At 61.9% G+C, this 23,538-nt stretch carries 8 protein-coding genes, 2 pseudogenes and 1 other annotated feature; of the genes and pseudogenes, 3 read left to right on the top strand and 7 right to left on the bottom strand.

Annotation, left to right across the window (positions count from 1 at the left end; genetic code table 11):
- Positions 1-221: 221 nt before the first annotated feature.
- Complete coding sequence (locus N7L95_RS28630; RefSeq protein WP_301261022.1) at positions 222-659, bottom strand: nucleoside 2-deoxyribosyltransferase; 438 nt, start codon at positions 657-659, stop codon at positions 222-224.
- On the bottom strand, positions 656-2,380 hold the full coding sequence (locus tag N7L95_RS28625; RefSeq protein WP_301261021.1) for an SIR2 family protein: 1,725 nt from the start codon (positions 2,378-2,380) through the stop codon (positions 656-658). The genes N7L95_RS28630 and N7L95_RS28625 overlap by 4 nt, the downstream gene beginning before the upstream one ends.
- Positions 2,381-3,056: 676 nt before the next feature.
- Here N7L95_RS28625 and N7L95_RS28620 point away from each other — a divergent pair.
- Together N7L95_RS28620 and N7L95_RS28615 are read left to right on the top strand one after the other, a co-directional pair.
- A complete protein-coding gene (locus tag N7L95_RS28620) occupies positions 3,057-18,137 on the top strand; it encodes a LysM peptidoglycan-binding domain-containing protein (protein ID WP_301261020.1) in 15,081 nt (5,026 codons plus the stop codon).
- Between the two features lie 828 nt (positions 18,138-18,965).
- On the top strand, positions 18,966-19,352 hold the full coding sequence (locus N7L95_RS28615) for a hypothetical protein (RefSeq protein ID WP_301261019.1): 387 nt from the start codon (positions 18,966-18,968) through the stop codon (positions 19,350-19,352).
- Between the two features lie 77 nt (positions 19,353-19,429).
- Here the strand turns inward: N7L95_RS28615 and N7L95_RS28610 are convergent.
- The 5 genes and pseudogenes from N7L95_RS28610 to N7L95_RS28590 form a co-directional block, all read right to left on the bottom strand.
- Positions 19,430-19,690 (bottom strand): annotated as a pseudogene (locus N7L95_RS28610) (integrase core domain-containing protein); the annotation flags it as partial.
- A gap of 35 nt (positions 19,691-19,725) precedes the next feature.
- A complete protein-coding gene (locus tag N7L95_RS28605; protein WP_301261018.1) occupies positions 19,726-20,796 on the bottom strand; it encodes an IS481 family transposase in 1,071 nt (356 codons plus the stop codon).
- Positions 20,797-20,833: 37 nt separating this feature from the next.
- The gene (locus N7L95_RS28600; protein ID WP_301261017.1) at positions 20,834-21,280 is read right to left on the bottom strand and encodes a DDE-type integrase/transposase/recombinase; all 447 of its coding nucleotides are present in this window, start codon (positions 21,278-21,280) and stop codon (positions 20,834-20,836) included.
- A 103-nt stretch (positions 21,281-21,383) separates the two neighbouring features.
- Positions 21,384-22,609, bottom strand: a protein-coding gene (locus N7L95_RS28595; RefSeq protein ID WP_301256582.1) for an IS3 family transposase whose coding sequence is annotated in 2 segments (ribosomal slippage) — positions 21,384-22,321 and positions 22,321-22,609 — 1,227 coding nt in all. Because the reading frame shifts where the segments join, the coding sequence is not laid out codon by codon here.
- Positions 22,215-22,331, bottom strand: a sequence feature (AL1L pseudoknot). (Overlaps the previous gene by 117 nt.)
- Positions 22,610-22,660: 51 nt before the next feature.
- Positions 22,661-23,049: pseudogene (locus N7L95_RS28590) on the bottom strand (transposase); the annotation flags it as partial.
- Positions 23,050-23,197: 148 nt separating this feature from the next.
- Between N7L95_RS28590 and N7L95_RS28585 the strand changes: the two are divergent.
- Positions 23,198-23,494, top strand: a complete 297-nt coding sequence (locus N7L95_RS28585) for a DUF7684 family protein (protein ID WP_301261016.1) — start codon at positions 23,198-23,200, stop codon at positions 23,492-23,494.
- Positions 23,495-23,538: the final 44 nt, after the last annotated feature.

Here is a 23,538-nt window from a genome sequence, read left to right as displayed (position 1 = left end):
ACGATCGGCTGATGAATGACAACTGCCGTGAAAGGTGCCCGTAGAGGCGGGGATCGGGTTTCCTTGAAGGTTTCATGAATTTGAGGAGAAAAAGATCCGAAGGAGAGTCATGATTGAGATTCTTCTCTTCTTCAATCGGATTGCTCTATATGGTGTATCGGCACGCGAATTGCGGGTCGACGAGTTCTCTGCTTCACTTTCCTCCCGCAGATGACATGTCGCTAGCCAGCGCGGCCTTTATCTAGGGCTTCTAGTGCTGCTCTAGCCTCGGCTACGGTGGATACCCAGATATCGGTACAACCGTCGATCATCGGATTGTTCCCCCAAGGGAGCAGGACCCGTTTATCAGTTTTTAGGCCAATAACGGTTTTGTTCAGTGCTTTGGCATAGCCGATTTCGACACACACGCCTTCATCAGGAACTCTTCCGTCCAACACCGCCACTATGATGTCGCAATTACGGATAGCCTCAATGTCGCTGCAAAAAGCGGTGCGCGCGGCTTCTGCGGCAGCTGTGCCGCGTTCTACAGCTTCCGCTACCAGTGACCCATCGCGCTGAGGAAGATAGACGGTGGCTAGCTTCTCGAGCTCGCTACACAGCAGGCAGTTGAATCGCCGCTCGACCGGAGTAAAAAGAGGGGAAGCAAGATAAATTTTCAATTGCCTGCTTTCGCAATTTTCTTGCATAACAAATCAAAATCAATTGGTGCGTATTCTTGGAAGAGGACCGCTTCCGGCACTTTCGAAACTACTTGTGAGGGGGTCATATTTGTTGTGTCGATAATCGTCGCCGGGTGACCTCGCCACATATTCAGGATTGCCTCTGATTGAATCTTTAGCTGTTCTTCGTTGTAGGTCTTGCCCCGATTCGCAAGTCGAAGCTTCAAGATCCTTTCATTGCATTTAAGAATGATCAAGTGACCAGGCGCAATGTGAGTTATCCTTCCTTTAGACGGCACCATCCAACGCAACAGCTCGGCGGCTCGACTTGCTACAGCGCCCTCGTCGGCGACGAAGTAAAGGGGGTCAAGAGGGCTCCTGTCAACGAGGGAAAGTTGATCCCGCGCTGAAGTTACCCGGCGATTTTTCTTCCGGAATTGCTGATTGATCCATTCATCAACACTCTCGCGCTCTGACGTCGAAAGATCGCCGTGGGGACGTCCGAGCAACGGATTTCTCCGGTCTACCCACTCGTCGAAAGTGGCAAGACCTTTAATGTGCTCGAGAGTGCTTGTTTTGCCGCCACCCACCGGTCCAGTTAGGTAATATCGGTAATCAGTAAGAAGGCCATCGGACTCAGCGTCGCATAGCGCGCTGAACTCTTCGTCAGGCATCACCAATATGGTTGCTAACTGCTTGATTTCTTCGGAGTCGAGAAAAAGCGTCACCAGGTTGTAAGTGGAGAAGTTCGCTTTTCTAATTGCTTCCTGCTCATCAATAGATGGCTTTGTCGGGCACCAGTGAATATGGTAATGAAAAGTACCGGGATTCTGGCGCGCAGAAACCCGTAGAAGATGCTTTAGGTTGGCGTCGCTCAACGAGAGGCCGAGGAAAATGATGGTGTGCTTTGCGAGGTGGCTCAGGAGGGCCGAGTAGTGGCCTGCGCCAATGTCGGCAAGCTGGTCGGCAAATTCTTGCTCCATGAACACGATATTTTCGCTGAAGCCGTCGATCTTTTCGAGAGGCAGAAAGCCGTTAGGGTGATACAGCACGCCGCGGTTTCGGCGGAATTGACTGCTGGGGCTCCATATAACCTCAAATCCTTTGTCGTCCCTTTTTCCATTCTGCTCGTTGTTGAATAGATAAAGCATTCGTTCGACCGTATCGTCGAAATTGTAGTTTATCGTCATTGCAGAGGCTTTTATGAGCGGCACAAGAGCCCAGAGGTATGGATGTCCTTTTAGATCTTCGTCCGACGTCTTTGTGTCGCGGTATAAGCATTCGTGAACCAGATCAAGCCATCCGATCCGTACCCTACGTTCGCGCTCTACATCGTCTTCCCCGGGGAGGGGCGCTGCTTGCGGCGACTGTAAATATCTTTGGTACAGGAACTGCGTCTGCGCGGTAAAGCTCTCCGATACCTCGAGTAGCGCTGTACCTTTGATTGCTTCGTGCTCAGCAATCCTTGCAATCAGCGTCGGCCACCCTGGTATGTTGAAGTATGTGCTTACGCCAGCGCCGAGGCAAAGTCCGAGCCGATTGTCATCGTGCATTCGATGTCGCAAGTGCACGAGAAATTTGACGTTCGAGGAAAGAAAGGACGTAGGCATGGCAGCGCCTCTTGCGAGTAGTTTGACGCCATATTCTGTCCTACCGTGGCGCAGCTTGGGGCCGGCGGTGGGCGATGCCGAGTCGGATGAGGCTGTGCGCGCCCAGTTCATGCGGGACAGCTCTGCCGCAGTAGCGGGGGAGACAAACCGCTCTCGATGGCCTTCGCCTAAGTCCTTGTAACCTAAGAACTTCTGCGTAGGCCAGTCGGAAAATGTCGCCTCACTTTTTAGAGAAGAGAGAGGAAAAAGGAGTCCAACCGGCGGAAAAACCGTCGGAAACGGCGAAGGCGTGGCCTACGCAGAACGGCCCGGAACCCCGCGCCGTTGCGGGAAAGGCCCAAAGAAAAACGCCCAACCGAGAGCGGTTGGGCGTTGTGTTCTGGTGGAGGAGACGAGGGCTATGGCGAACCTTCCTCTCAAGCTGGGGAGGACTTACGCGGGCCGCTGCGGGTAAGCGTCGCCACTACGCACTTCTCGCATGAGCGACTGGCGTTTTCAACGGCTGACCCGATTGCTTCACGATCGTGACGGCGGCGAAGCAACAGAAGACCAGCGTTGCTCTCCGGGTCTCGTTGGGCGGAATATGTAGTAATTGGTTACATAAATCTGCCGAGTTTCCCTAAACCGTTTCCCGAAAGTTTGGATAACCAGAGCAGTGGCGGCCGCCATGTCGGCTGCTAGGGGAGGGTCGCAACGGTCGCCTTCGAGTCAGGCCGGCGCCCCCCGGAAATAACAAACTTGCCAAGGGTTGGATACACGGCCCACGGCGCTCTCGGGAAACAAGAAGATGACGGCAATCGTTGCAGGCCAGGGCCTGGGTTGGATGACCTCCTCACTGGGCCAACTGGGCGCGGGAGGGCAGCTGGGGCAGGCAGGGCAGGGGCGCTCGGGCGAGCGGGTGTACGTGAACGCGGGCACCGGCAACCTGGTGGTGCAGCAGCAGGACGAGTGGCTGATGGGCGCCGGCCCCGATGTGGCGCTGCTGCGGACCTACAACAGCCTGGGCGGGGCCGACGGCGACAACAACGACCAATGGCGGCTGGGGCTGAGCCGGCGCATCACCGGCTACAACGCCACCGACAACACGGTGCGCCGCATGGCCGAGGACGGCAGCGAGGCGCTGTACCGCTGGGACGCCGCGCGCAACCTCTATGTGAACAAGGACGGCACCGGCGCCTTCGACACGCTGGCGTGGAGCGGCAGCGCCTGGACCTACACCGACGGCGACACCCAGCGGCGCGAGGTCTACGAGGTCACCAACGCCACCACCCGCGAGGCGCGGCTCAAGAGCGTGACCGAGGTCGACGGCAAGAGCCTGACGCTGGGCTACAGCGGCGCGCTGCTGACTTCGGTGAAGACCGCCAGCGGCGAGACGCTGTTCATCGACTACGACAGCGCGGCGGGCAAGACGGCCAACATCACCCAGCTGCGCACCGTCAAGGCCGACGGCACGCAGACCCGGGTGCGCTACGGCTATGACAGTGCCAACCGGTTGAGCACCGTCACCGTGGACCTGACGCCGGCCGACGGCACGGTGGCCGACGGGCAGACCTACGTCACCACCTACACCTATGTGGACGCCACCTCGCGGCGGCTGGACACGCTGGTGCAGAGCGATGGCAGCAAGCTGGACTTCGACTACGACGACAGCGGCCGGGTCAAGACGATCAAGGAGACGGTGGGTGGCCAGGTGCTGAGCACCAGCTTCGACTACGCGACCCCCGGCATCACCCGCATCACCGACGCGCTGAGCCAGCGCACCGACCTGAGCTACGACCCTGCCAGCGGGCGGCTGCTGAGCGTGAAGACGCCAGCGGTGGGCACCACCCAGCTGAGCCGCGAGTACCGCTACACCGCGGACGGGCAGGCGCGGGAGCTGGTGGACGGGCAAGGCAACGTCACCACCTACGGCTACGACGCCAATGGCAACCGCCACTACGAGCGTGACGCCGTGGGGAACGTGGTGGAGCGGCAGTACGGCAGCCGCAACGAGCTGCTGAAGGAAACCCGCTACCGCCAGGGCGACCCGGACGGCGCGGGCCCGCAGCTGCCCACCGAGCCGATGAGCACACGCTACGCCTACGACGCCCAGCTGCAGCTGCGCTTCGTGGTGAGTGCCGACGGGCGGGTGGTGGAGCACCGCTACGACAGCCAGGGCCAGCGCACCAGCACCCTGCAGCACGGCGGCGGCGTGTACACCGCGCCTGCCAGTGACTTGGCGGCGCTGGAGGCCTGGGCGGCCGGCGTGGCCAAGGCCGGCAGCCAGCGCACCGACTACAGCTACGACTTCCGCGGGCAGCTGAGCACGACCACCACCTACGGCCAGCTGGATGCCAGCGGTGCCGGCGTGCTGGACGGCACGCAGAGCGTGACGCACTACGTCTACGACCCGTCGGGCCTGCTGCTGCAGAGCATCGAGGCGCGCGGCGACGAACTCGCCACCCGCAACACCGACTGGGCGCTGCAGCAGCGCAAGGCGCTGGGCCTGGTGGACGACAAGCAGGCCCCGCTGCAGGCCGAGGCCTTGACGGCCGGGCAGAAGCAGGCGCTCAAGCAGCGCTATGTCACCACCTACCAGTACGACGGGCTCAACCGGCTGGTCAAGCAGACGGATGCGGCCGGTCAGAGCACGCTGACCGTCTACAACGACCGGCTCAGGCAGACGCGGGTGACGCTGGCCAACGGGCTGGTGCAGCTGAGCCTGTTCGACGAATCGGGACGGTTGCTGAAGCTGGAGCAGCAGGACCCAAGCCAGGCCACGCCCTCGCTGGGTGCCACCACCTACGAATACGACAAGCTGGGCCGGCTGGTGAAGGCCACCGACCCCACCGGCGTGAGCCGCTACACCTTGTACGACCGGGCCAGCCGCAAGGTGGGCGAGGTGGACGGAGAAGGCGCTCTCACCGAGTACTTCTACGACCGCAACAACCGGCTGACCGGCACGCGGCGGTATGCGACGCCGCTGTCGCCGGCGATGCTGCAGGCGCTGAAGGCCGACCCCACAGGGCTGGGCCTGCCGGCCAACATCCTACGCCCCGGCATGGTCCGCTGGGACCCCGGCACCACCGGTGCGGCCACCGGCTTCGGGTTCGGGGAGGGGAGCCACCCGCAAGGATCGTTGTCCGGAGAAAAGACCTTGTGGATGAGCCAGACCGGCACCGCTGCCGTATCGGCACACCTGCGATCGGCCAAGCTCGTCGTCAGCGCGGGCAAGCGCTATGAAGTCTCGGCCTACACCGGCGCGCAGCGGGCCGCAGTGTCGCTGGAGGTGGAGTTCTTCGACGCCCAGGGCGCGCGCATCGGATCGGCACTGGTTCCTCAAGGCGGTACGGCGGTCAACAACGCCGAGAAAGCCGGCGGCGCCCATCTGGCCGACCATAAGCGCCTGTGGGGATTCGTCACCGCGCCAGCCGGTGCCTCCAGTGCGGAGGTGGTGGTGCGCAAGGCGCCCACGGCCGCTGGCCAGGCCGACTCCATCATGTTCCTGGCCCGGACGCAGTTCGGGGAGGTGATGCCTGACGCCACCAGCGGCGCGATCGACGTGCGCCCGCCCTCCAGCGGTGAGGACCGGGTGACGTACCGCATCTACGATGCGGCAGGTCGCCTGGCGCGCACCTTGCAATCGAGCGGCAGCAGTGCAGCCGTCGTGGACTACCGCTACGACGGCGCCGACCGCCTGATCGAGACCGTGGCATGCGCGAACCGCCTAACGTCGGACATCTATGCCCTCATCGAGAAAGGCACCGTCGGCGGGGTGCTCGATCTGGAGCTGACCAAGCTCAGCACGACTGCCGCCGACGAGAGCAACGACGACCGCCGCACACGCCAGTTCTACAGTGCTGGGGGCCTGCTGCTGGGCTCGCTGGATGGTGATGGCTACCTGACCGAGAACAGCTATGACGCGGCGGGCCGCCTCGTCCTGACGCGCCGCTATGCCCGGGTCACTGCCGCGTCGCTGTGGGCCGCCGGTTCTCTGGACCAGCTCCGCCCGGCTGCCGATCATGCCAATGACACGTTAACGGCCTACTTCTACGACGCCAAAGGCCAGCTGCTGAGCCGCTTCGATGCGCAGAGCTATTCCAAGACGTCGAACGTGCACCAGGGCTACCTGTCGACCTACCAGTACGACGGCGCCGGCCGCAAGGCGGGCGAGACGCGCCATGCGAGCCTGGCTGCCTACGCCGTGGACCACCCCGCCGTGGCTCCCACGGTCGCGGAGCATCCGCAAGACCGACTGACAGCCTACGAGTACGACACCACCGGCCGCCTGGTGAGGGAAGACCGGCGCGAGCGGGCACAGGCTGCGGGCCTGGTCACCCAGTTGCAGTACGACGTCATGGGGCGCTTGATCCAGACCGTTGTCGGCGCGGGCCTGGCTGATGCACGGACGACCCAAAAGCGGTACGACCTGCAGGGTCGCCTGGTCGGTGAACTCGGCGGCGAAGGCCAAAAGGCGCTGGCCGCCCTGGGAAGCGGCGCCACCGCCGCTCAGATCGAGGCCGTGTGGCAGAAGTGGGGCAGCTTCCACAGCCATGACGCCGCGGGCCGTCGCATCGCCACCGTGACCCCGAACGCCGCCGGCAGCGGCGACAAGACCATCTACTACTACGACGGCGAAAGCCGCCTGACGCACGCCGTCAATGCCTTGGGCGAGGTGACGCAGTATCACTACAACAGCTTCGGCGAGCAGGTGCGCGAGACGCGCTACGGCGATCGGCTGGCAAGCACTGCGGCAGGCGCCGGCGGGCTCAAGGCGGCGATCCAGACGGCGGTCGGTGCCCTCAAGGGCGCGCATGACACGATGCGCCGGGAGTTTGACCGTCAGGGGCTGCTCACCGCCTGGTATGACGCCCAGAACCGACGGCTTGGCAGCCACCTCTACAACGCCTTCGGTGAGGTGACAAAGCGCACCGACTACCTGCGTGACGGCAGTCAGCCCGTGCAGCGGACCACCGACTACCGCTACAACCGGCGCGGTCTGCTGGAGACAAAAACCGAAGACCCCTTGGGCCAGGGCGAGCGAATCACGAAAACGCTCCACGACGCCTTCGGCCGAGCCATCCAGACCACCGACGCGCGCGGCGGCGTGGTGCAGCAGCGTTATGACCGCCTGGGCCGCCAGGTGGGCAGCACGGACGCGGTGGGCGTCACGCGCAGCACCACGTATGACGCCTTCTCCCGCGTGGTGACCAGCACCGACGGCCAGCAAGGCACCACCACCTACACCTACGATCCCGCCACCCGGCGCATGACCCTGCAGACGCCCGAGGGCATCAAGCAGGTCACCGAGCAGAACGCCTTCGGCGAACGCGTCAGCGTGAGCGACGGGCGCACCCGCACCGAGTATGACTATGACCGGGACGGCCGGCTCACCGCGACGCGGGTGGAGAACCAGGCCACCGGGGTCTGGGTGACACGGGCCCTGACCACCTACGATGCCGCCGGTCGCGTGTTCGAAACGGGCGACGGGCGCGGCACCGTGACCCGCACCACCTACGATGCCGCGGGGCGGGTGCTGACCCGCGTGGTGGACCCCAGCACCCTCAAGCTGACCACCACCTACCGCTATGACACCCTGGGCCGCGCGACCTGGCTGCGCGATGCCAATGGCGTGTGGACCCAGACCGAGTACGACGCCGACGGCCGGGTGACGGCGGTGGTGGTGGACCCGAAATGCGGGCCCGACTGGGTGAGCGGCTCGGCGCCGGACAACCCCAACGGCTTGGCCCTGCGCACCGAGTATGCCCTCGACCTGGGGGGGCGCCTGGTGCGCTTGACCGAAGGCGCCGGCTCGGCGCTGCCCAAGGTGACGGAGTACGTGTACGACTCGTTCGGTCGCCGCATCGAAGAGGTGGTGGCCCCAGGCAGCCTGGACCTGCGCACCGTCTACACCTACGACAAGAACGACAACGTCACGGCCAAGACCGATGCGCGCGGTTTTGTGACGCGCTATGTCTACGACGCCGAGGACCGCTTGCTGTGGACCGTTGACGCCACCGGCGCCGTGCGCCGCAACGAGTACGACGCCGAGGGCCGCATCACCCGCGCAACCGCCTATGCCGTGCGGTTGGGCGCCACCCAGCTCGCGGCGCTGAGTCTCACCGCGAGCGAGGCCGACCTCACGACGGGCCTGTTGGCCACCGATGCCGGCTACGCCAGCCACCCGGGCAACCAAGTCGAGGTGCGCATCCACGACCGTGACGGCCGCTTGACGCACAGCGTGGACGCGCTGGGCTACGTCACCCGCCGGGAATACGACGCCAGCAACAACCTGGTGAAGCAGACCCGCTACGTGAAGGCGGTGCAGGGGGCGCTCGCGCCGGTCGTCAACCCCGTCGGTGTGCCGGCGCATGTCGTGACTTTCGCCGCACCGACCGTGATCGCCTCGAACGACCCGGTACCGGCGGTGCCCTATGTGGTGCTGGACGCCCAGGACCAGACCGAGCAAACCTTCTACGACGCCGCCAACCGCGCGATCTTCAGCGTCGATGCGGCGGGGGGCGTGACACAGCGCCGCTACGACGGCAATGGGAATGTGGTGGAGACCCGGCGCCACTTCAACCCGATGACCGGCACGACGGTGGTCAACGGCTTGTTGACGGTGACCGTGGCCGCCAGCAACGAAAATGACCGTGTCCAGCGCAGCGTCTACGACCGCGGCAACCGGGAGCTGTTCTCCATCGACGCCGAGAACGCGGTCACGCAGTACGAGTATGACGGACTCGGTCGGGTGAAGTCGGCAACGCGCTTCGCCAATCGACTGCAGGGGGCTTATGCCGAAGGCGAGGCCCCGGAAGTGGTGAACGCGGGTGGCACGCCGAAGACCTCGAGTAAGAGCTGGATCGTCCGCTCGGCGGCCGGCGACGTGGAACGCGACGCGCGCACGGCCAGCACGTACGACAAGGCGGGCCGCCTGATCGAAGTGCGCAATGCCGAAGACGGACTCACCACACGCGTGTATGACGAGTCCGGCCGCCTCAAGGAGCTGAACGAAGGCGTTGGCACAGCGGCGCAGCGCCGCACCTGGTATCACCATGATGCGGCGGGCCGAGTAGACGAGGAGACCCGCTTCGGTGAAGGCAGCGAAACGGTCGTGACTCGCTACTTGCTGGACAAGGCGGGCAATCGCGAGCGCATCATCAGCCCGTTGGGCGTCGAGCTGGCGGAGACCGACAGCCCGTGGGCCAAAGGTGTGCGTGCCGGCACCAAGTTCGGAACACGGTCCTGGACGACGTTCACCTCTGCGGAAAAGACCGAGCTGCAGGCGATGTACAGCACGGTGCAGGTTTTTGATGCCCTGGGCCGAGTGACCCAGGTCACCGATGCCCAAGGGGGCGTCACCGCGACGCAGTACGACGCCTTCGGCAATGCCGTGAAGGTCACCGACCCGAACGGCAATGTGGGGTACTTCTACTTCGACCGGCGCAACCAGGGCGTGCTGCACGTGAACCCGGACGCCGGCGTGGTGGAGACCACCTACACCGCCTTCGGCACGGTGAACAGCACCACGCGCTACTACCGCCGGGTGGAGATCGTGGGCGACCCGACACGTCGCGCCCTGAATGAAACGACGCTGCCGCGTGCCGTCGACGCCGTGCCGAGCTCGGGCGCCTACATCCTCCGGCATGCCGCGCTGGACCAGGTCACCCGCATCGGCTACGACCGGCTGAACCGCCAGACGAGCATCACCGATGGCGAAGGCAAGACCGAGAGGATCGAGTACGACCGGCTGGGCAACAAGGTGCGCTACACCAACAAGGTGGATGGCGTGTTCACCTACACCCACTACCGCGATGGGCGGGTGAAGACCGAGACCTCACCGGAGAAGGCGGCGCAGCAGGACGCGGCTGGCAAGGTGGTGATGGCCGACGTGATCACCACCCACGTGTACGACACCCGGGGGAACCTGCGGCGCAAGACAGAGGCCACCGGCTTGCGCGAGGAGCGGGTGACCGAGTTCCAGTACGACCGGCTCGACCGGCAGGTGAAGCAGATCGGGCAGGTCACGCGGGTCTTCGACGCTGCGAGCGGGACGGAGTCGGACGTGGTGCCGACGCTGACGACGCGATACGACGCGCATGGCAACGTGGTGGAGACGGTGGATGCACGGGGTGGGCGCACGCTGTACTACTACGACTCGCTGGGGCGGCAGATCGGTAAGGTGGATGCGGGCCGGACGTACACAACCTGGACGTATGACAAAGCTGGGAATAAGCTGTCTCAGATCACCTATGCAAACGCTGTTCAGGCCGTCGGGGGCGCGGAGCTGAGCAGTGCGACACGACCGCAGCTGTTGTCTAGCGCACCAGCACCCGGCGCTGCAGCGGTGTATCTCATGCGCGACCGTGTCGGCGCACCGGAGCTGTTTGACCGTGAGACGTTCTATACCTATGACAAAGCGGGGCGGCAAACGGGTACGCGCATCCCGAACATGCCGTATATCAAGCACCGTCCCGACTTAGGGCAGGGGCGGCATGAGTCGTACACCGGCGATCTCATAACCAGCATCACCTACGACGCCGCCGGCAACGCCGTTAAGCAAATGGACGGGAAGGGCAACGTCACTCGCTTCTATTACGACCAAGCGGGTAATAAGGTAGCGCAGCTCGATGCCGCGCTCCATTTGGTGAAGTGGGACCGGGATGCTCAAGGCAATGTCTGGAAGGAGACGCGGTATGCGAATGCCGTGAAAGGTATCACGGTCAACGACAAGACAACGCTCGGGGAAATCATCAAGCCGAACGCGCTTGTCGGTGATGCGGCTGACCGCATTACGATCTACTCCTATGACAAGCTGAACCGAGTGCTCAGTGAGACCCGCAAAGGAGTCCAAACCGCCACCTTTGACGCAAGCGGTAAGCCGGTCCCGGTGGTTGCGGATGCGGTGACCCGCTATCTCTACGACGGCCTGAACAACGTGATTCGCAAGACGGATGCGGCTCAAGCCACAACTGACTGGCGCTTCGATAAGGCGGGACGGCAGGTCAGGGAGGAGCGGGCGCTGTACGTCGACTTCGAGGGCGAAGTGGTGCGCCCCACCACTGACAAAGAATACGACGCACTCGGCAATGTGCGACGGGAGATCCGCCGTGGCAAGGACAACGGCAGCGAGGCGGACGACCGCATCGCCGTGTTCGGGTACGACAAGAGCGGTTGGCTGGTGTCGCAGACCGATGCAGAAAGTGGGGTCACGAAGTTTCATCACGACGCCGCCGGCAATGTGACCCGCAAGGTACTGAAGGGACGAGTCAGCGCGGACGAGACCGTGGTGGATGACACCACGGTCTACGTGTACGACCTCATGAACCGAGAGGTAATGCGCAAGGATCTCGGCAGCCTTGTCGTTCGGGAAACCCGTTACAACGCTTTTGGGGAACTGACGGGTAAGGCGACGCGCTCTGAAAATGCGCCGCTCAACTGGCAGGAGACCGCCGCATATGACCGAGCGGGCCGGGCTTGGAAGACCAACACCGGCGACGGTGTCACGAAGGTTCACGGCTACGACAGCGCCGGTAACGCGGTGCTCACTGTCACGTCGAAAACTGACGTATCCGCTCTGACGTTGGCGCAGGTTCTCGCGCGGGGGGATGCTGCGCGGCAGTTCGCGGTTTTCGATGCGCGTAACCAAGTGACCGACATTTTCGACGCCCACATGGACGGAGCGAACGGGTCGGCAATTATCAAGTCGAATGAGGCCGGGCAGTCGGTGTTTGTATCGGACGATTCGGCAATTCAAATCGGACCGCAACCGACGAGTACGGAAACTGGCACAGCAACGTCGGTTCGCCTGGGGGATGTGGCGATCTCGGCGACCAGGATCGCTGTGACCCAAAAAACCGTCACGCCTAGAGCCCCCATTGGAGGCGCGAACGTTGCGTTCGCCTACATCAAGATCGACGTGCCTCCGACTTGGGAGTACGGCGACGGAAATGTGATCGTGCAGGTGAGCAATTCCTTCAATGGGACGGGTCCACAAAGCCACACATTGAGAGTTGGGCCCGCCGGCGGGCAGCTGACGATCGATAACTGGGGGATCATACAAACCACGCGTTTGTGGACTGGCCAAACTACTCTCCAGTACACGGTCACCCGGGAGACCGCCCAAGGGAGTATCGTACTGGCGAGTACGTCCGTGCTTGCCTATGTTTCTATGGAGCCGCACGTCAATAACTTTGATTTGCAAGGCCCGAAGAAGCTGTACTTCAACGGTCAACCGGAAAGCGCGAACCGTCTTGTTCTTTTCTATCGTCCTGAGGGATCACAGGGCCCATACGAGTGGTTGTCGGTGCCGAAGATGTCCAGCACAAATGCCGGGGGAATGGACGGGAAATTTGCGCACGACTGGTCGGCTCTTCAAGGAAAAGACTATGAGTTCCATTACGTTGCACTCAACTCGGCAGGCGCTGTTGTCAACAAGCGCGCTGGATCGCTGAGACTCTCGAATCCGTCAGCGCCGTCAGTGGTTCAGGAATCTACGGGTATCGTCGGTCTACCGGGCCGCGGCGTGCTGCACAACGACGGCTGGCTACATATTCTTGAACAAGGCGACGCCTCAGATCTAACCTTGCGGTACCGCGAGGCCGGAAGTGGCTCCCCTTGGAAGCTCGCAGGCTCCGAGCAAGTGCTTCATCAGCCCAAGATTTTCGAAGATGGTCGAACCCCGGGTTGGTTCGCGCTGCGGTGGGACAGCTTTGAGACGGGGAAGACCTATGAGTTTGACCTTCAGGCCTATCGTGACGGTCGGCCGATAAATCGAGCGTACGCCGAGTTCCGCCGCGACAGCTCCGGAAATCCGACGATCAGCGCCTTCACGCTGCCTGCAACGGTGCACTTCTCCGAACTGAAGGATGTCCGCTCCTTGAAAGTCGAGTACCGTCCGGCTGGCAGCAGTGGGCCCTACCGCGAGCCACCTGCGGAGGACGTGCGCGGTGAAGGTCCGGGCGTCTTCAGCTGGAACGCGACGGACCTAGTCGCCGACAAAGCGACGGACTATGAGTACGAAGTGATCGTTACCGCCTATGGTGACGGTGACCTCGTCAAAAAGAAGACCACCGCCAAGCTGCGGCTGGGACCGAATGCTCGGGTCGTGGAGGTGCATGCTGACACGCTCGACCAGACTGTGTTGAGGCTCACGCCGCCGCAAAGCGGGGTGGCGAGCGTGCAGTTGCGTTATCGATTGCGCAACAGCGCGGACAACTACACGACGCTGATGACAACAAGGAGCGGTACTGAATTCAGGGCCGACCTGAGGAGTCTCGGCCTACCGCACGAAGGTAGCGTGGAGTACGAGTACGTTTATGACGCCCTCGATGCTGCCAATAATCCACTCGGCCGGAGCTACGGTACATTCCGACTTCAGCCTGATGGGGGAAGCGCCGAGCGTCTTGATTGGGTCATCTTCGCCCCAACCGACCCCGAAACACAGCAGATCCACCGCCGAGTCACCTATAACGCCTTCGGCGAGGTCGCCAGCGAAACTGACGGACGCGGCAACGTGTCCCGGTTCTTTTACAACACGCTGGGCTCCCGTCTCCGACAGGAAGCGCCAAAGACGTGGGTGACCTACGCAAATGGCTTCAAAGAGGAGGTTCTGCCGACCACGCTGAACCACTACGATCTGACAGGCCGACTGATCGGTGTCACCGACGCGAACGATCAAACGCAGAGTCAGACCTGGCTCTCAGGGGGTGCCAGCGCGGGCATTTCTTCCGAGCGACACGCTTTTGGTTCGAAGCGGTACGGATATGACATATTCGGCGACAAGCGCTACAGCCTCAATGAGTTGGCGCGAGATGCCGGTGACCTGAGAGGTCGAACCGACTATCGATATGACCGGGTGGGACGTCTGGTGGAAGTCCGTTACCCCGAGCGAGCGGCTGGCACGCCAGGCAACGGCGGCGCCGCTGGGACCCGCGCCAGCGACCACTATGCATACGACGCAGCGGGGCAGCGCATCAGCCATACCAACGCGCTGGGAGCCACCGAGAGAACCTGGTACGACAGCCAAGGACGTGTCACGAAGACGTCCAGTTTCGCCGGTCACGAGACGCGCTACCAGTACGTCTATCGGTTTGATATTGCCCTCAGCGCCGACCGCATCGTTGGTGGCTGGGAGAAGACCGTCACCGATGCAACGAAGCGGACATCGATAGAGCACACCGATCTGTTTGGCCGACTGACGTGGAAGCAGGACCTGGGTGGGCATCAGTTCACCTACACCTACAACTTCGCCGGCCAGCTGGTTGCGCAGACGGGCAGTACCAAGCAAAACATTGCGTATGAGTACTATGCCAACGGCTACATCAAAAGCATTTGGGACAAGGCCATCGGCGCCTTCACCAGCTACGAGTACGACAAGGCCGGCAACAGAACTTTTGAGGGCTACATGGTCCTCAAAAATCCTCTGGACGCCAGTGGTGGCGTACGCGACTTCTATCAGTACTCCGAGATCGAGTACGACAGCGTGAATCGCATCAAGCTGATCCGCGATCCCAAGGCGGACATCGAGTACGACTATGACGTGGTCGGGAATCGTCGGAGGGTCCGTAGCAGCTATCACGATGGCCTCGGCGGCAACCGGCAGACACAGGAGTACTGGTATACCTACGACGCCTTGAATCGCTTCGAGATGTCCATGGGATTACTGGTGGGGCCGGCTGCGACATCGCGGACGGATTCTGTGCCGAAGATTGAGCTGGGCAAGGACGGCGTTCGGGTCGGTTACGACGCTGCCAGCCGGCGAACGGTCGTGATCAATGGCGTCGACGGCAGCGTCGAGCGCTACACCTACACTGCCGACGGCTACCTGGAAGACACCTTTCTGACAGACCAAGGGCAAGCTGAGCGGCTTGCTGCGCGTCGTGTCGTGGACCTCGCAGGACGTGTCGGAACCTACAAATCATGGAGCCGAGACAATCAGGAGTACACCCGAATCACCGAGTACACGAATGACCACCGCGTCGCTTCTCAATCGGACAATGATGGGGTGACGAAGTACTTCTACTTCGCCGACAACAAGGATGTGGCTGGCGCGACGTCCTCGCAAACGAATGTCGATGCAACTGCGCGCGCCCACGCGAACGGCGCGGGCGAACTGGCGCGCACGCTTCATGAACGGCAGGGAGGTGCGACCACCAACACCTACTATGCCTACGACTACTGGGACGAGGCCAAGCAGTTCGCTATCACCAATCAGGCCTATGACCCGAAGCTAAGGGGGAACAACTCGCTCTGGGGTAAGGGCTATTCCAACATGGAGTACGACGAGAACGGTCACGTCAAAGCGGCGATCGACGTGGTGGAGAAGCGCAGCTTCCGCTACGTGTCCAACGCTCAAGGGCTGATCATGCAGCGCGACGAGATCGAAGCGAGCAAGGTCAACCGCATCCACCGCTACTACTACGTCAACGGCGTGCGTGTCGGGGACGTGGGCAATGATGGCCCGACCCGGACCAACTATGTACAGGCCTTAGCGAATCGCGGCAAGGAAAAGCCGGACTACAAGAACTGGAAGCCGATCGCCAGCGCGGACTTCGATCAGAACTACGAGCCGATCAGCGCCAACTACCCCCGCACCGCACCGAGCAGCTACACGGTGCGCGGAGGGGACACGCTTCCATCGATCGCGGCAGCTCTTTGGGGCGATCGCGCGATGTGGTATCTCATCGCAGAAGTGAACGGACTCAGCGGCACAGAGCAGCTGGTAGAGGGGCAACGGCTGACGATCCCCCCGAAAGTCACGAATATCCACAACAACGCCGGGACTTTCCGGGTGTATGACCCAGCCGAAGCGATGGGCGACTTGACGCCAACGCTTCCGCCACCACCGCATCCGCCGCGCGGCGGCTGTGGCGCCTTAGGCGTGATCGTGATGGTCGTTGTAGCGGTGGTTGTCTCGTGGATGACGTACGGTGTACTGGCACCTGAAGCGGGGGTGGCTGTAGTCGGCGCAGAGGCGGGGGCCGGAGCGGCTGTTGCTGGTGCGGGAACTGCGGCTGGAGCTGGAGCCGTGAGTTCTGCCCTCACCATGCAAACGGTGGCCGCAGCCGCGGCTGCTGGGGCAGCGGGCTCAGTGGCCAGCCAAGTGGTTGGTAAGGCGATTGGTGCGGTGGACCATTTCTCGTGGTCCGGCGTGGCGCTGGGTGCGATCGGGGCGGGCGTCGGTTCGGGACTCGGCGTGGCATTTGGGGCGGCGACGTCCATGGGCAGTGCGGCAGCCCTTGGGGCGGCCGGCAACTTGATCACACAGGGCCTCGCCGTTGCGACCGGGCTGCAGAAGAAGTTCGATTGGCGAGGTGTGGCGGCTTCTGCGCTGGGCTCTGCGGCCGGCTACGGCATCGCAGATGCGATTGGTAGTGCGCAGTACGGGAACGATTGGGACAAGAGGTTTACCGACGTTTCGGCTCGCGCAATGATCGGAAACGACATCGGAGGTGGCTTCGTTCGCAGTGCGGTCAGCAGCCTTGTGAACGGCGGTGTGCGCAGCGCAGTGCAAGGGTATCGGCCGAACTGGGCTGCGGTGGCGGCTGAGAGCTTTGGCAATTCGCTAGGTGATGCCATTACGGAAGGGATCGCACGCAGGGCGAGTCAGCAGAGAACACGTGTGGATTACTCGCTGGCAGGGGCTGATCTTCGACTAGGCGGAAGCGGAAGTACCGTTCGGCTCGGCTCGGGGGATGACGGCGCTTCGGTCTATGGCGGCGGCGACGTCTATCTATCGCGTGACCAGGAAGAAAGGTTGCAGTCTGGCCAGACAGTAACCGACTATGGCGACAGCTATCGAGGGGCTGACGGCAGGCAGGCAAACTCGATCGAAGGCGTTCGCCGTGCCAGCAACGACCGACTCATGGTGGATCGGAGCAAGCTGCCGATTACGCCGCCTACGTCCGTAGCTCCCCCTGCATCGGGGTTCCTCTACGCGCTCTTGGGTGGCCAAAGGACGGCTCTCGATGCACCCTCAGATTCACCTGTAGCAGAAGCACTGGGTCGGGGCTTTCGGAACTTCACATGGACGCCTGTCGTTGAGACGTACGACATGGTGCGCGATGGAGTGGCCTTCAGCTGGAACGGTGCTAAGGCTGGCCTTGGTCTGTCCTATGATCAGAACCTCCAGGCGTCGAGCGGTGCCGGGAGATATTTCTTGGGCGGTGGTTCGTTGCTCGGCTACTATGGTGAGGTGATAGAGGGAGGAGTAACCTCCGTCTTGGACCTGGCAAACGCGGTACGGAAAGGAGATTCAGAAAAAGCCGCCGAGTCGACCTTCAGTTTGGCAGGGCTGCTGCTCGGGAAAATGCGCGGTAGCTCAACGGCTGCCACGTCCCGAGCTAGGCCCACCCTCGGCAATACCAGCAGTGCCGCGCTGTCTTTAGAAGACACATTGGTGCTCCGGGGGGACGCCTCGCGCGCGCAAATCGTCCAGGCGATTGGCGAAGCCGCTCAGCCTTCGGTCAAGGCCCTTCTCGCTCTTGACCCGGAGGCTCGAGTCGGCTTCAGAGGAAGCCTTGCGAACGGGCTTAAGAACGACACCAAGCTTGGCCCCAACGGCGAGCGGGTGCCATTCGACGGCGTTGTCGCGACAAAGAATGGTCAGCCTTACACCGGCCCGCAGGGGTACGACGCGGACTTCTTTGTGGTCAGCGACAATCTTGCTGCCCAGCTTGGCAACAAGCCGTTCTTCAGAAACGCTGCTCGACTGGATACTTCGTTGAACGGAATCTTTGGAGAGTTCGGAGCAGGGCTTCAATCCAACCCGCTTCTGACCGGCATGAAGGTCGAGCCCCCTACCTTCCGAGTGTTTACGTCTACGGAAATTCAGAAGAAGCTGAATGCCGGTGACGCACAAATCTATTTCATCCCAGGGCAGCCATGATGACTCACTTTCTAGCCACGGTTGAATTCGATGCACGCCGCTCGCTCCCCGACTTGGCGGCTGACCTAGCGCGAGTGTGCGGGATACCTCTGACTAAGGAGGACGGGGGTCGATTCGATGAGGTGCCGGCTTACGTCGGGAGTGTCGGTGAAGTTCAACTCACGCTGTTTGGGCCAGCCGAAGACCAAGAGGTGCAAGAGTGCGTTCTTGAGGTTTCGTACAGAACTTCACTTCCCGCGAGGCAGGCGCAAGCTGCTACAACGGCTCTACTACAGCCAGTATTTGATGGAACAGAGGTGGATTCGACAGGACACATTGACTGCTCTGCACAACTGTCAAGCCTTCTGGTGGCGCGCGGATTTGATGATTGCAAGCCAGTCTAATAAACCGACTGAATCATAACCCGCCGCGAGGCGGGTTTTAATCTGGCAATGTCGGCGCTCCAGGCACTGTAAGTAGACAATTTCGTGACTTCGGCTCCAGGCGTCGCGGATGTCATTGCTGGTGTCGAGGTGCGTGCTCCTGGTTATGTCAAGCAGGCGGCAATCAAGATCTACCGCCCTGACGGTACCTTGTACATCGATTTTGATAGTGTGACAAACATGCACGTTATCCGAGTTAAAGTCGGAGCGGGAAAGGGTATGGTTTCAGAGATTTAAGCGAGTCAACAATTTACTCGCCTACCGGTTATTGGTTTCGATGCCACTGAAATTGCCGGGAAAAGACAGTCCTTCAAGCCGTCGGTCCTGAAAGATGCTCATCAGAACGGCATAACGATTGTCAGCAACGTTGACGATCTCATGAAAACTTTTCGCCCGGGAGATTAATGTGCGTGACGTGGTAGTTATTCTTTCCTCTGAAAACTCTCTCCACAATATTGAGCGGTGGCTTCATAAGTCGAAATTTGAGATTATCGGTCCGGCCGAAGGGCGCCTGATTGTTTCGTGGCAAGGTCAAGAAGTTCAATTTCATCAAAATCAGGCGTTGTCAAACCACTACGATGAGCCAGAAGAGTTGTCGTTGCTGGCTTCCGTTGGTTTGACGCAAAACTTCTTCCTCGCAAACTTCAAGGAAGTGAAATTTCTGAGTGAGGTGCTTGCTTTCGTGGTGAATCAGCAAAACTCTTTGATTGATAACGACTTTGACAGAATCGAATCTGGGCCAGAGTTCCTCCGTCGTTTCGAAGAGAATCCGGATTGGGACTGGCTCAATTAACTTGCGGTGTAAAGGATCTATCAGCAGCTACACAATGCGTCGACTTGCGCTGCCCCCAGGTTTCGTAGCACTTCGATCTAGAGCCCAAGGGTTTGCATCGTAGTTGATGCGGTGGTTTGCGCAGTGCCGCCAGCGAGCTGGCGGCACTGCGCGGCGAACACAGACGGTGGCACGTACCCGAGGGTGCTGTGCGGCCGGTGGTGGTTGCAGTCGTCGCGCCAGTTGTCAATGACGCTGCGCATGTGGCTGAGGCTCGCGAACCAGTGCTGCGACGGGCACTCGTCACGGAAGCGGCTGTTGAAGCTCTCGATGTACGCGTTCTGCACGGGCTTGCCGGGTGTCCTAGTCGAGACTTGATCTGACAGACAAGCCGTCAAGCGACGGCCGTATCGGCGTGAGGTGTCTGCTTGATCTGATCCAGCTGTTTATCGTACGCCAGCGTTGCACTCTCGATAAAGGTCTGCAGCGGCGTCTTACCGTAGCAGTACTTGCCCGAGTGCGTCCGCTCGGCGTTGTAGCTCTGCATCCACTCGTCAACGTCCACCTGCAGTTCGTCCAGCGAGTTGTACAGCTTGCGCCGGAAGGCGCTGGCGTAGAACTCGTTCTGGATGGTCTGATGGAAGCGCTCGCAGATCCCGTTGGTCTGAGGCCTCTTCGTGCGCGTGCGCGTGTGCTCGATGTTCTCCAGGTCCAGATACAGCGCGAACTCGTGCGTCTCCCGGTTGCCGCAGTACTCGCTGCCACGGTCGGTCAGGATGCGCAGCAGCGGCACCCCGTGTTCCTCGAAGAACGGCAGCACCTGGTCGTTGAGCATATCCGCCGCCGTGATCGCATGCTTGCGGTCGTAGAGTTTGACGAACGCGAGCTTGCTGTACGTGTCGATGAAGGTCTGCTGGTAGATGCGCCCTACGCCTTTGAGATTGCCCACGTAGTAGGTGTCCTGCGAGCCGAGGTAGCCCGGGTGCTCGGTCTCGATCTCGCCGTGCGCTTCCTTCTCCTGCTTGGCCTTCTCCAGCGCACGGACCTGATCCTCTGTGAGAATCACGCCCTCCTGCGCCACCTTGGCCGACAGCGCCTTCAGGCGCAGTTGGAAGGTCTGCAAGTCATGGCGCAGCCAGATCGTGCGCACGCCAGCGGGTGATACGCTGATGGCGCGCTTTCTCAACTCGTTGGCAACGCGCACCTGGCCGTATGCCGGCTGCTCCAGCGCGAAGTCGATCACCGCTCGCTCGATGATGGGGTCCGCCCGGTTCTTCAGGTTGGGCTTCTTGCGGGAGATCTCTGCGAGCGCCGTTTCTCCGCCCGTCTCGTACAGTTCCTTGAAGCGGTAGAAGCTGTCTCGGCTGAAACCCAGCACCTTGCATGCTTCTGATACGCTGCCCAGCGTCTGCGCCAGCTTCAATAGCCCGATCTTGTTGCGAATGATCTTCTGATCTTGTGTCATCTGACTTCCTTGAACGCCCTGTCGGGCAAGGGTAATGTCAGATCAAGTCGTAGCTATGACAGATGAAGCGTAGTTCGACGCCGTTGGTGGCCGCCCAGCGCTGCATCGTCCTGCCGGCGAACTCCGGCCCGTTGTCCATGCGGATCACCTTCGGCAGCCCGCGCTCGGCTTTGACCTGGTCGAGCACGCGCGTGACGTGCAGCGTCGGGATCGAGGTGTCGGCTGCGATCTGCACAGCCTCCTTGCTGCAGTCGTCCACGACGGTCAGCGTCTTCACCCGCCGGCCGTTGGCCAGTTCGTCGAACACGAAGTCCATGCTCCACACCTCGTTGGATTGCGTCGGTCGCAGCAGTGGCTGGCGCTCGGGCACCGGCAGCTTCTTGCGCCGGCGCTTGCGCACCATGAGGCCTTCCTCGCGGTAGATACGGTAGGTGCGCTTGACGTTGATGGCCCAGCCGTCAATGCGCAGCCTGCTCTGCAGCATTCGGAGCCGTGGCGGCGATGCTGGCCGGCGAGCTCCTTCAACTTCTCTCGCAGGGCCACATTGAATCGCCCCGGGTTTCGTGGAGGCTGGCTGGTTTAAGTGGTCACGCCGTCACGGCCGATCGCTCGGCGAGTTGGCGGTGGTAGTTTGCCTCGGCCTCGGCCGGCGGGATGTAGCCCAGCGGTGCCATCAATCGATGATGGTTGAACCAGGCGACCCATTCGAGCGTGGCAAGCTCGACGGCCTCGCGGGTCTTCCAAGTGCGCCGGTGGATCACCTCGGCCTTGTACAGCCCGTTGATGGTCTCGGCCAGGGCGTTGTCATAGCTGTCGCCCTTGCTGCCAACCGAGGGCTCGATCCCGGCCTCGGCAAGCCGCTCGGTGTAGCGAATGCTGACGTATTGCGAGCCCCTGTCCGAGTGGCAGATCAACCCGTCTTCGGCTTCGGGCTGGCGGGCGTACAGCGCCTGCTCCAGCGCATCCAGGACGAAGTCGGTGCGCATCGAGTGGCTCACGCGCCAGCCCACGATGCGCCGTGCGAAGACATCGACGACGAAGGCGACGTAGGCGAAGCCCTGCCAGGTCGACACGTAGGTGAAGTCGCTCACCCACAGCTGGTTGGGCCGGTCCGCCCGGAACACCCTGTTGACCTTGTCGAACGGGCACGGCGCCTTGGCATCGGCCGCCGTGGTGCGAACGCGCTTGCCTCGAATCACGCCGCGAAGACCCAGCCTGCGCATCAGGCGCTCGACGGTGCAGCGCGCCACCTTCATGCCTTCACGCCCGAGCTGGCGCCAGACCTTGTCGGCACCGTAGACCTGCCGGTTGGATTGCCAGACCCGATCGATCTCCGACATCAACTGCGCATCGCGCTGCGTGCGTGCGCAGCAGCGGCCCGGCTCGCGCCGGCGCATCGCATGGCGTCGGTATCCCGACGGGGCGATCTGCAGCACCCGGCAGATCGGCTCGACCCCGAAGTCATTCCGATGCGCGTCGACGAACGCCTTCAAGACTTCGTACGGCGGTCGAGCTCCGCCTGGGCGAAAAACGCGCTGGCCAGCTTCAGGATCTCGTTGGCCCGGCGCAGCTCCTTGACCTCGCGCTCCAGCTCTCTCACGCGTTGCGCCTCCGCGGTCGTCGTGCCCGCGCGCGTACCGGCCTCTACCTCTGACTGCTTGACCCAATCCAGCAGCGTCTGCGGCACGCAGCCGATCTTCGGCGCGATCGATTCGACTGCGCCCCATAGCGACGGGTACTCCCCGCGCGCTTCCTGCACCATCCGCACTGCGCGCTCGCGAACCTCAGGTGAGAACTTGTTCGACTTCTTCATGGCTCCATCTTCTCAAGAGTTGGAGCCTCCACAAATCCCGGGGCGATTCACATTGCCGTCGTCGTGGGGTCGGTAGCGCAGCGTGCTCGGGCTCATGCCCATCAGCTTCAGCGCCTGGCGTTCGCTCAGGCCCCGGGCCTGCAGCTGCCGCACGACCTCGCGTCGCGCCGACACGGCAACTACTTTCCCTTGAGCACCTCGCGCATCGCGTCCACTTCGAGCATTGAGTTGGCCAACAGCTTCTTCAGCTTCGCGTTCTCGGCTTCCAGCGCCTTCAGGCGTTGCGCGTCCGACACCTTCATGCCACCGAACTTGGCTTTCCAGGCGTAGTAGCTCGGTTCACTGAAGCCGTACTTGCGGCACAACTCCTTGACCGGCAGGCCTGCATCCGCTTCGCGCAGGAAGCCAATGATCTGCTCCTCGGTGTATCGCTTCTTCATCGGTCCGATCTCCATCTCGGGTTGATCGGACTCTAGACCGTAAGCGTCCAGGCATCCCATCTTGACGTGCGATGTGGAACAGTTGGGACCTAGCGTTGAGCAAGCTATCCTGCCAGCTACTACGTTGGATCGTTCACCGCTGCCCACGATGCCCTACGCGACCAAGATCGTGCTTCACTGCCCCACGGGGTATCACGTTGCTTTGGACCAGTTGGTCGAGCAGTTCATCACCGATGGTGTCAAGTTCGTCGGAGTCGTGGGCCACGACTGCGAGCGCGTCGAGGAGATCATCGACGAGCTGGTTGTGGGAGACGGTTCGGATCCCCGCCGCTTCCTGCTCACGTCCTCGCATCCTGGTGAGTCGGTAGCGGAAGTCGTCGAGTTCGCGCGCCTGCTTTCTAGCGAGTATCTGGGCGATGCTCAGGTAGTCGAGTTGGCCGTTTAGAGGCGTAAGCGGCATTGGACGGTGCCCACCGATGCGGCAGCAGT

The sequence above is a fragment of the Eleftheria terrae genome (assembly GCF_030419005.1).
Classification (GTDB): Bacteria; Pseudomonadota; Gammaproteobacteria; order Burkholderiales; family Burkholderiaceae_C; genus Caldimonas; species Caldimonas terrae.
Note: the sequence above shows the minus strand (reverse complement) of the source record. Positions and strands in the feature narration are given on the sequence as shown.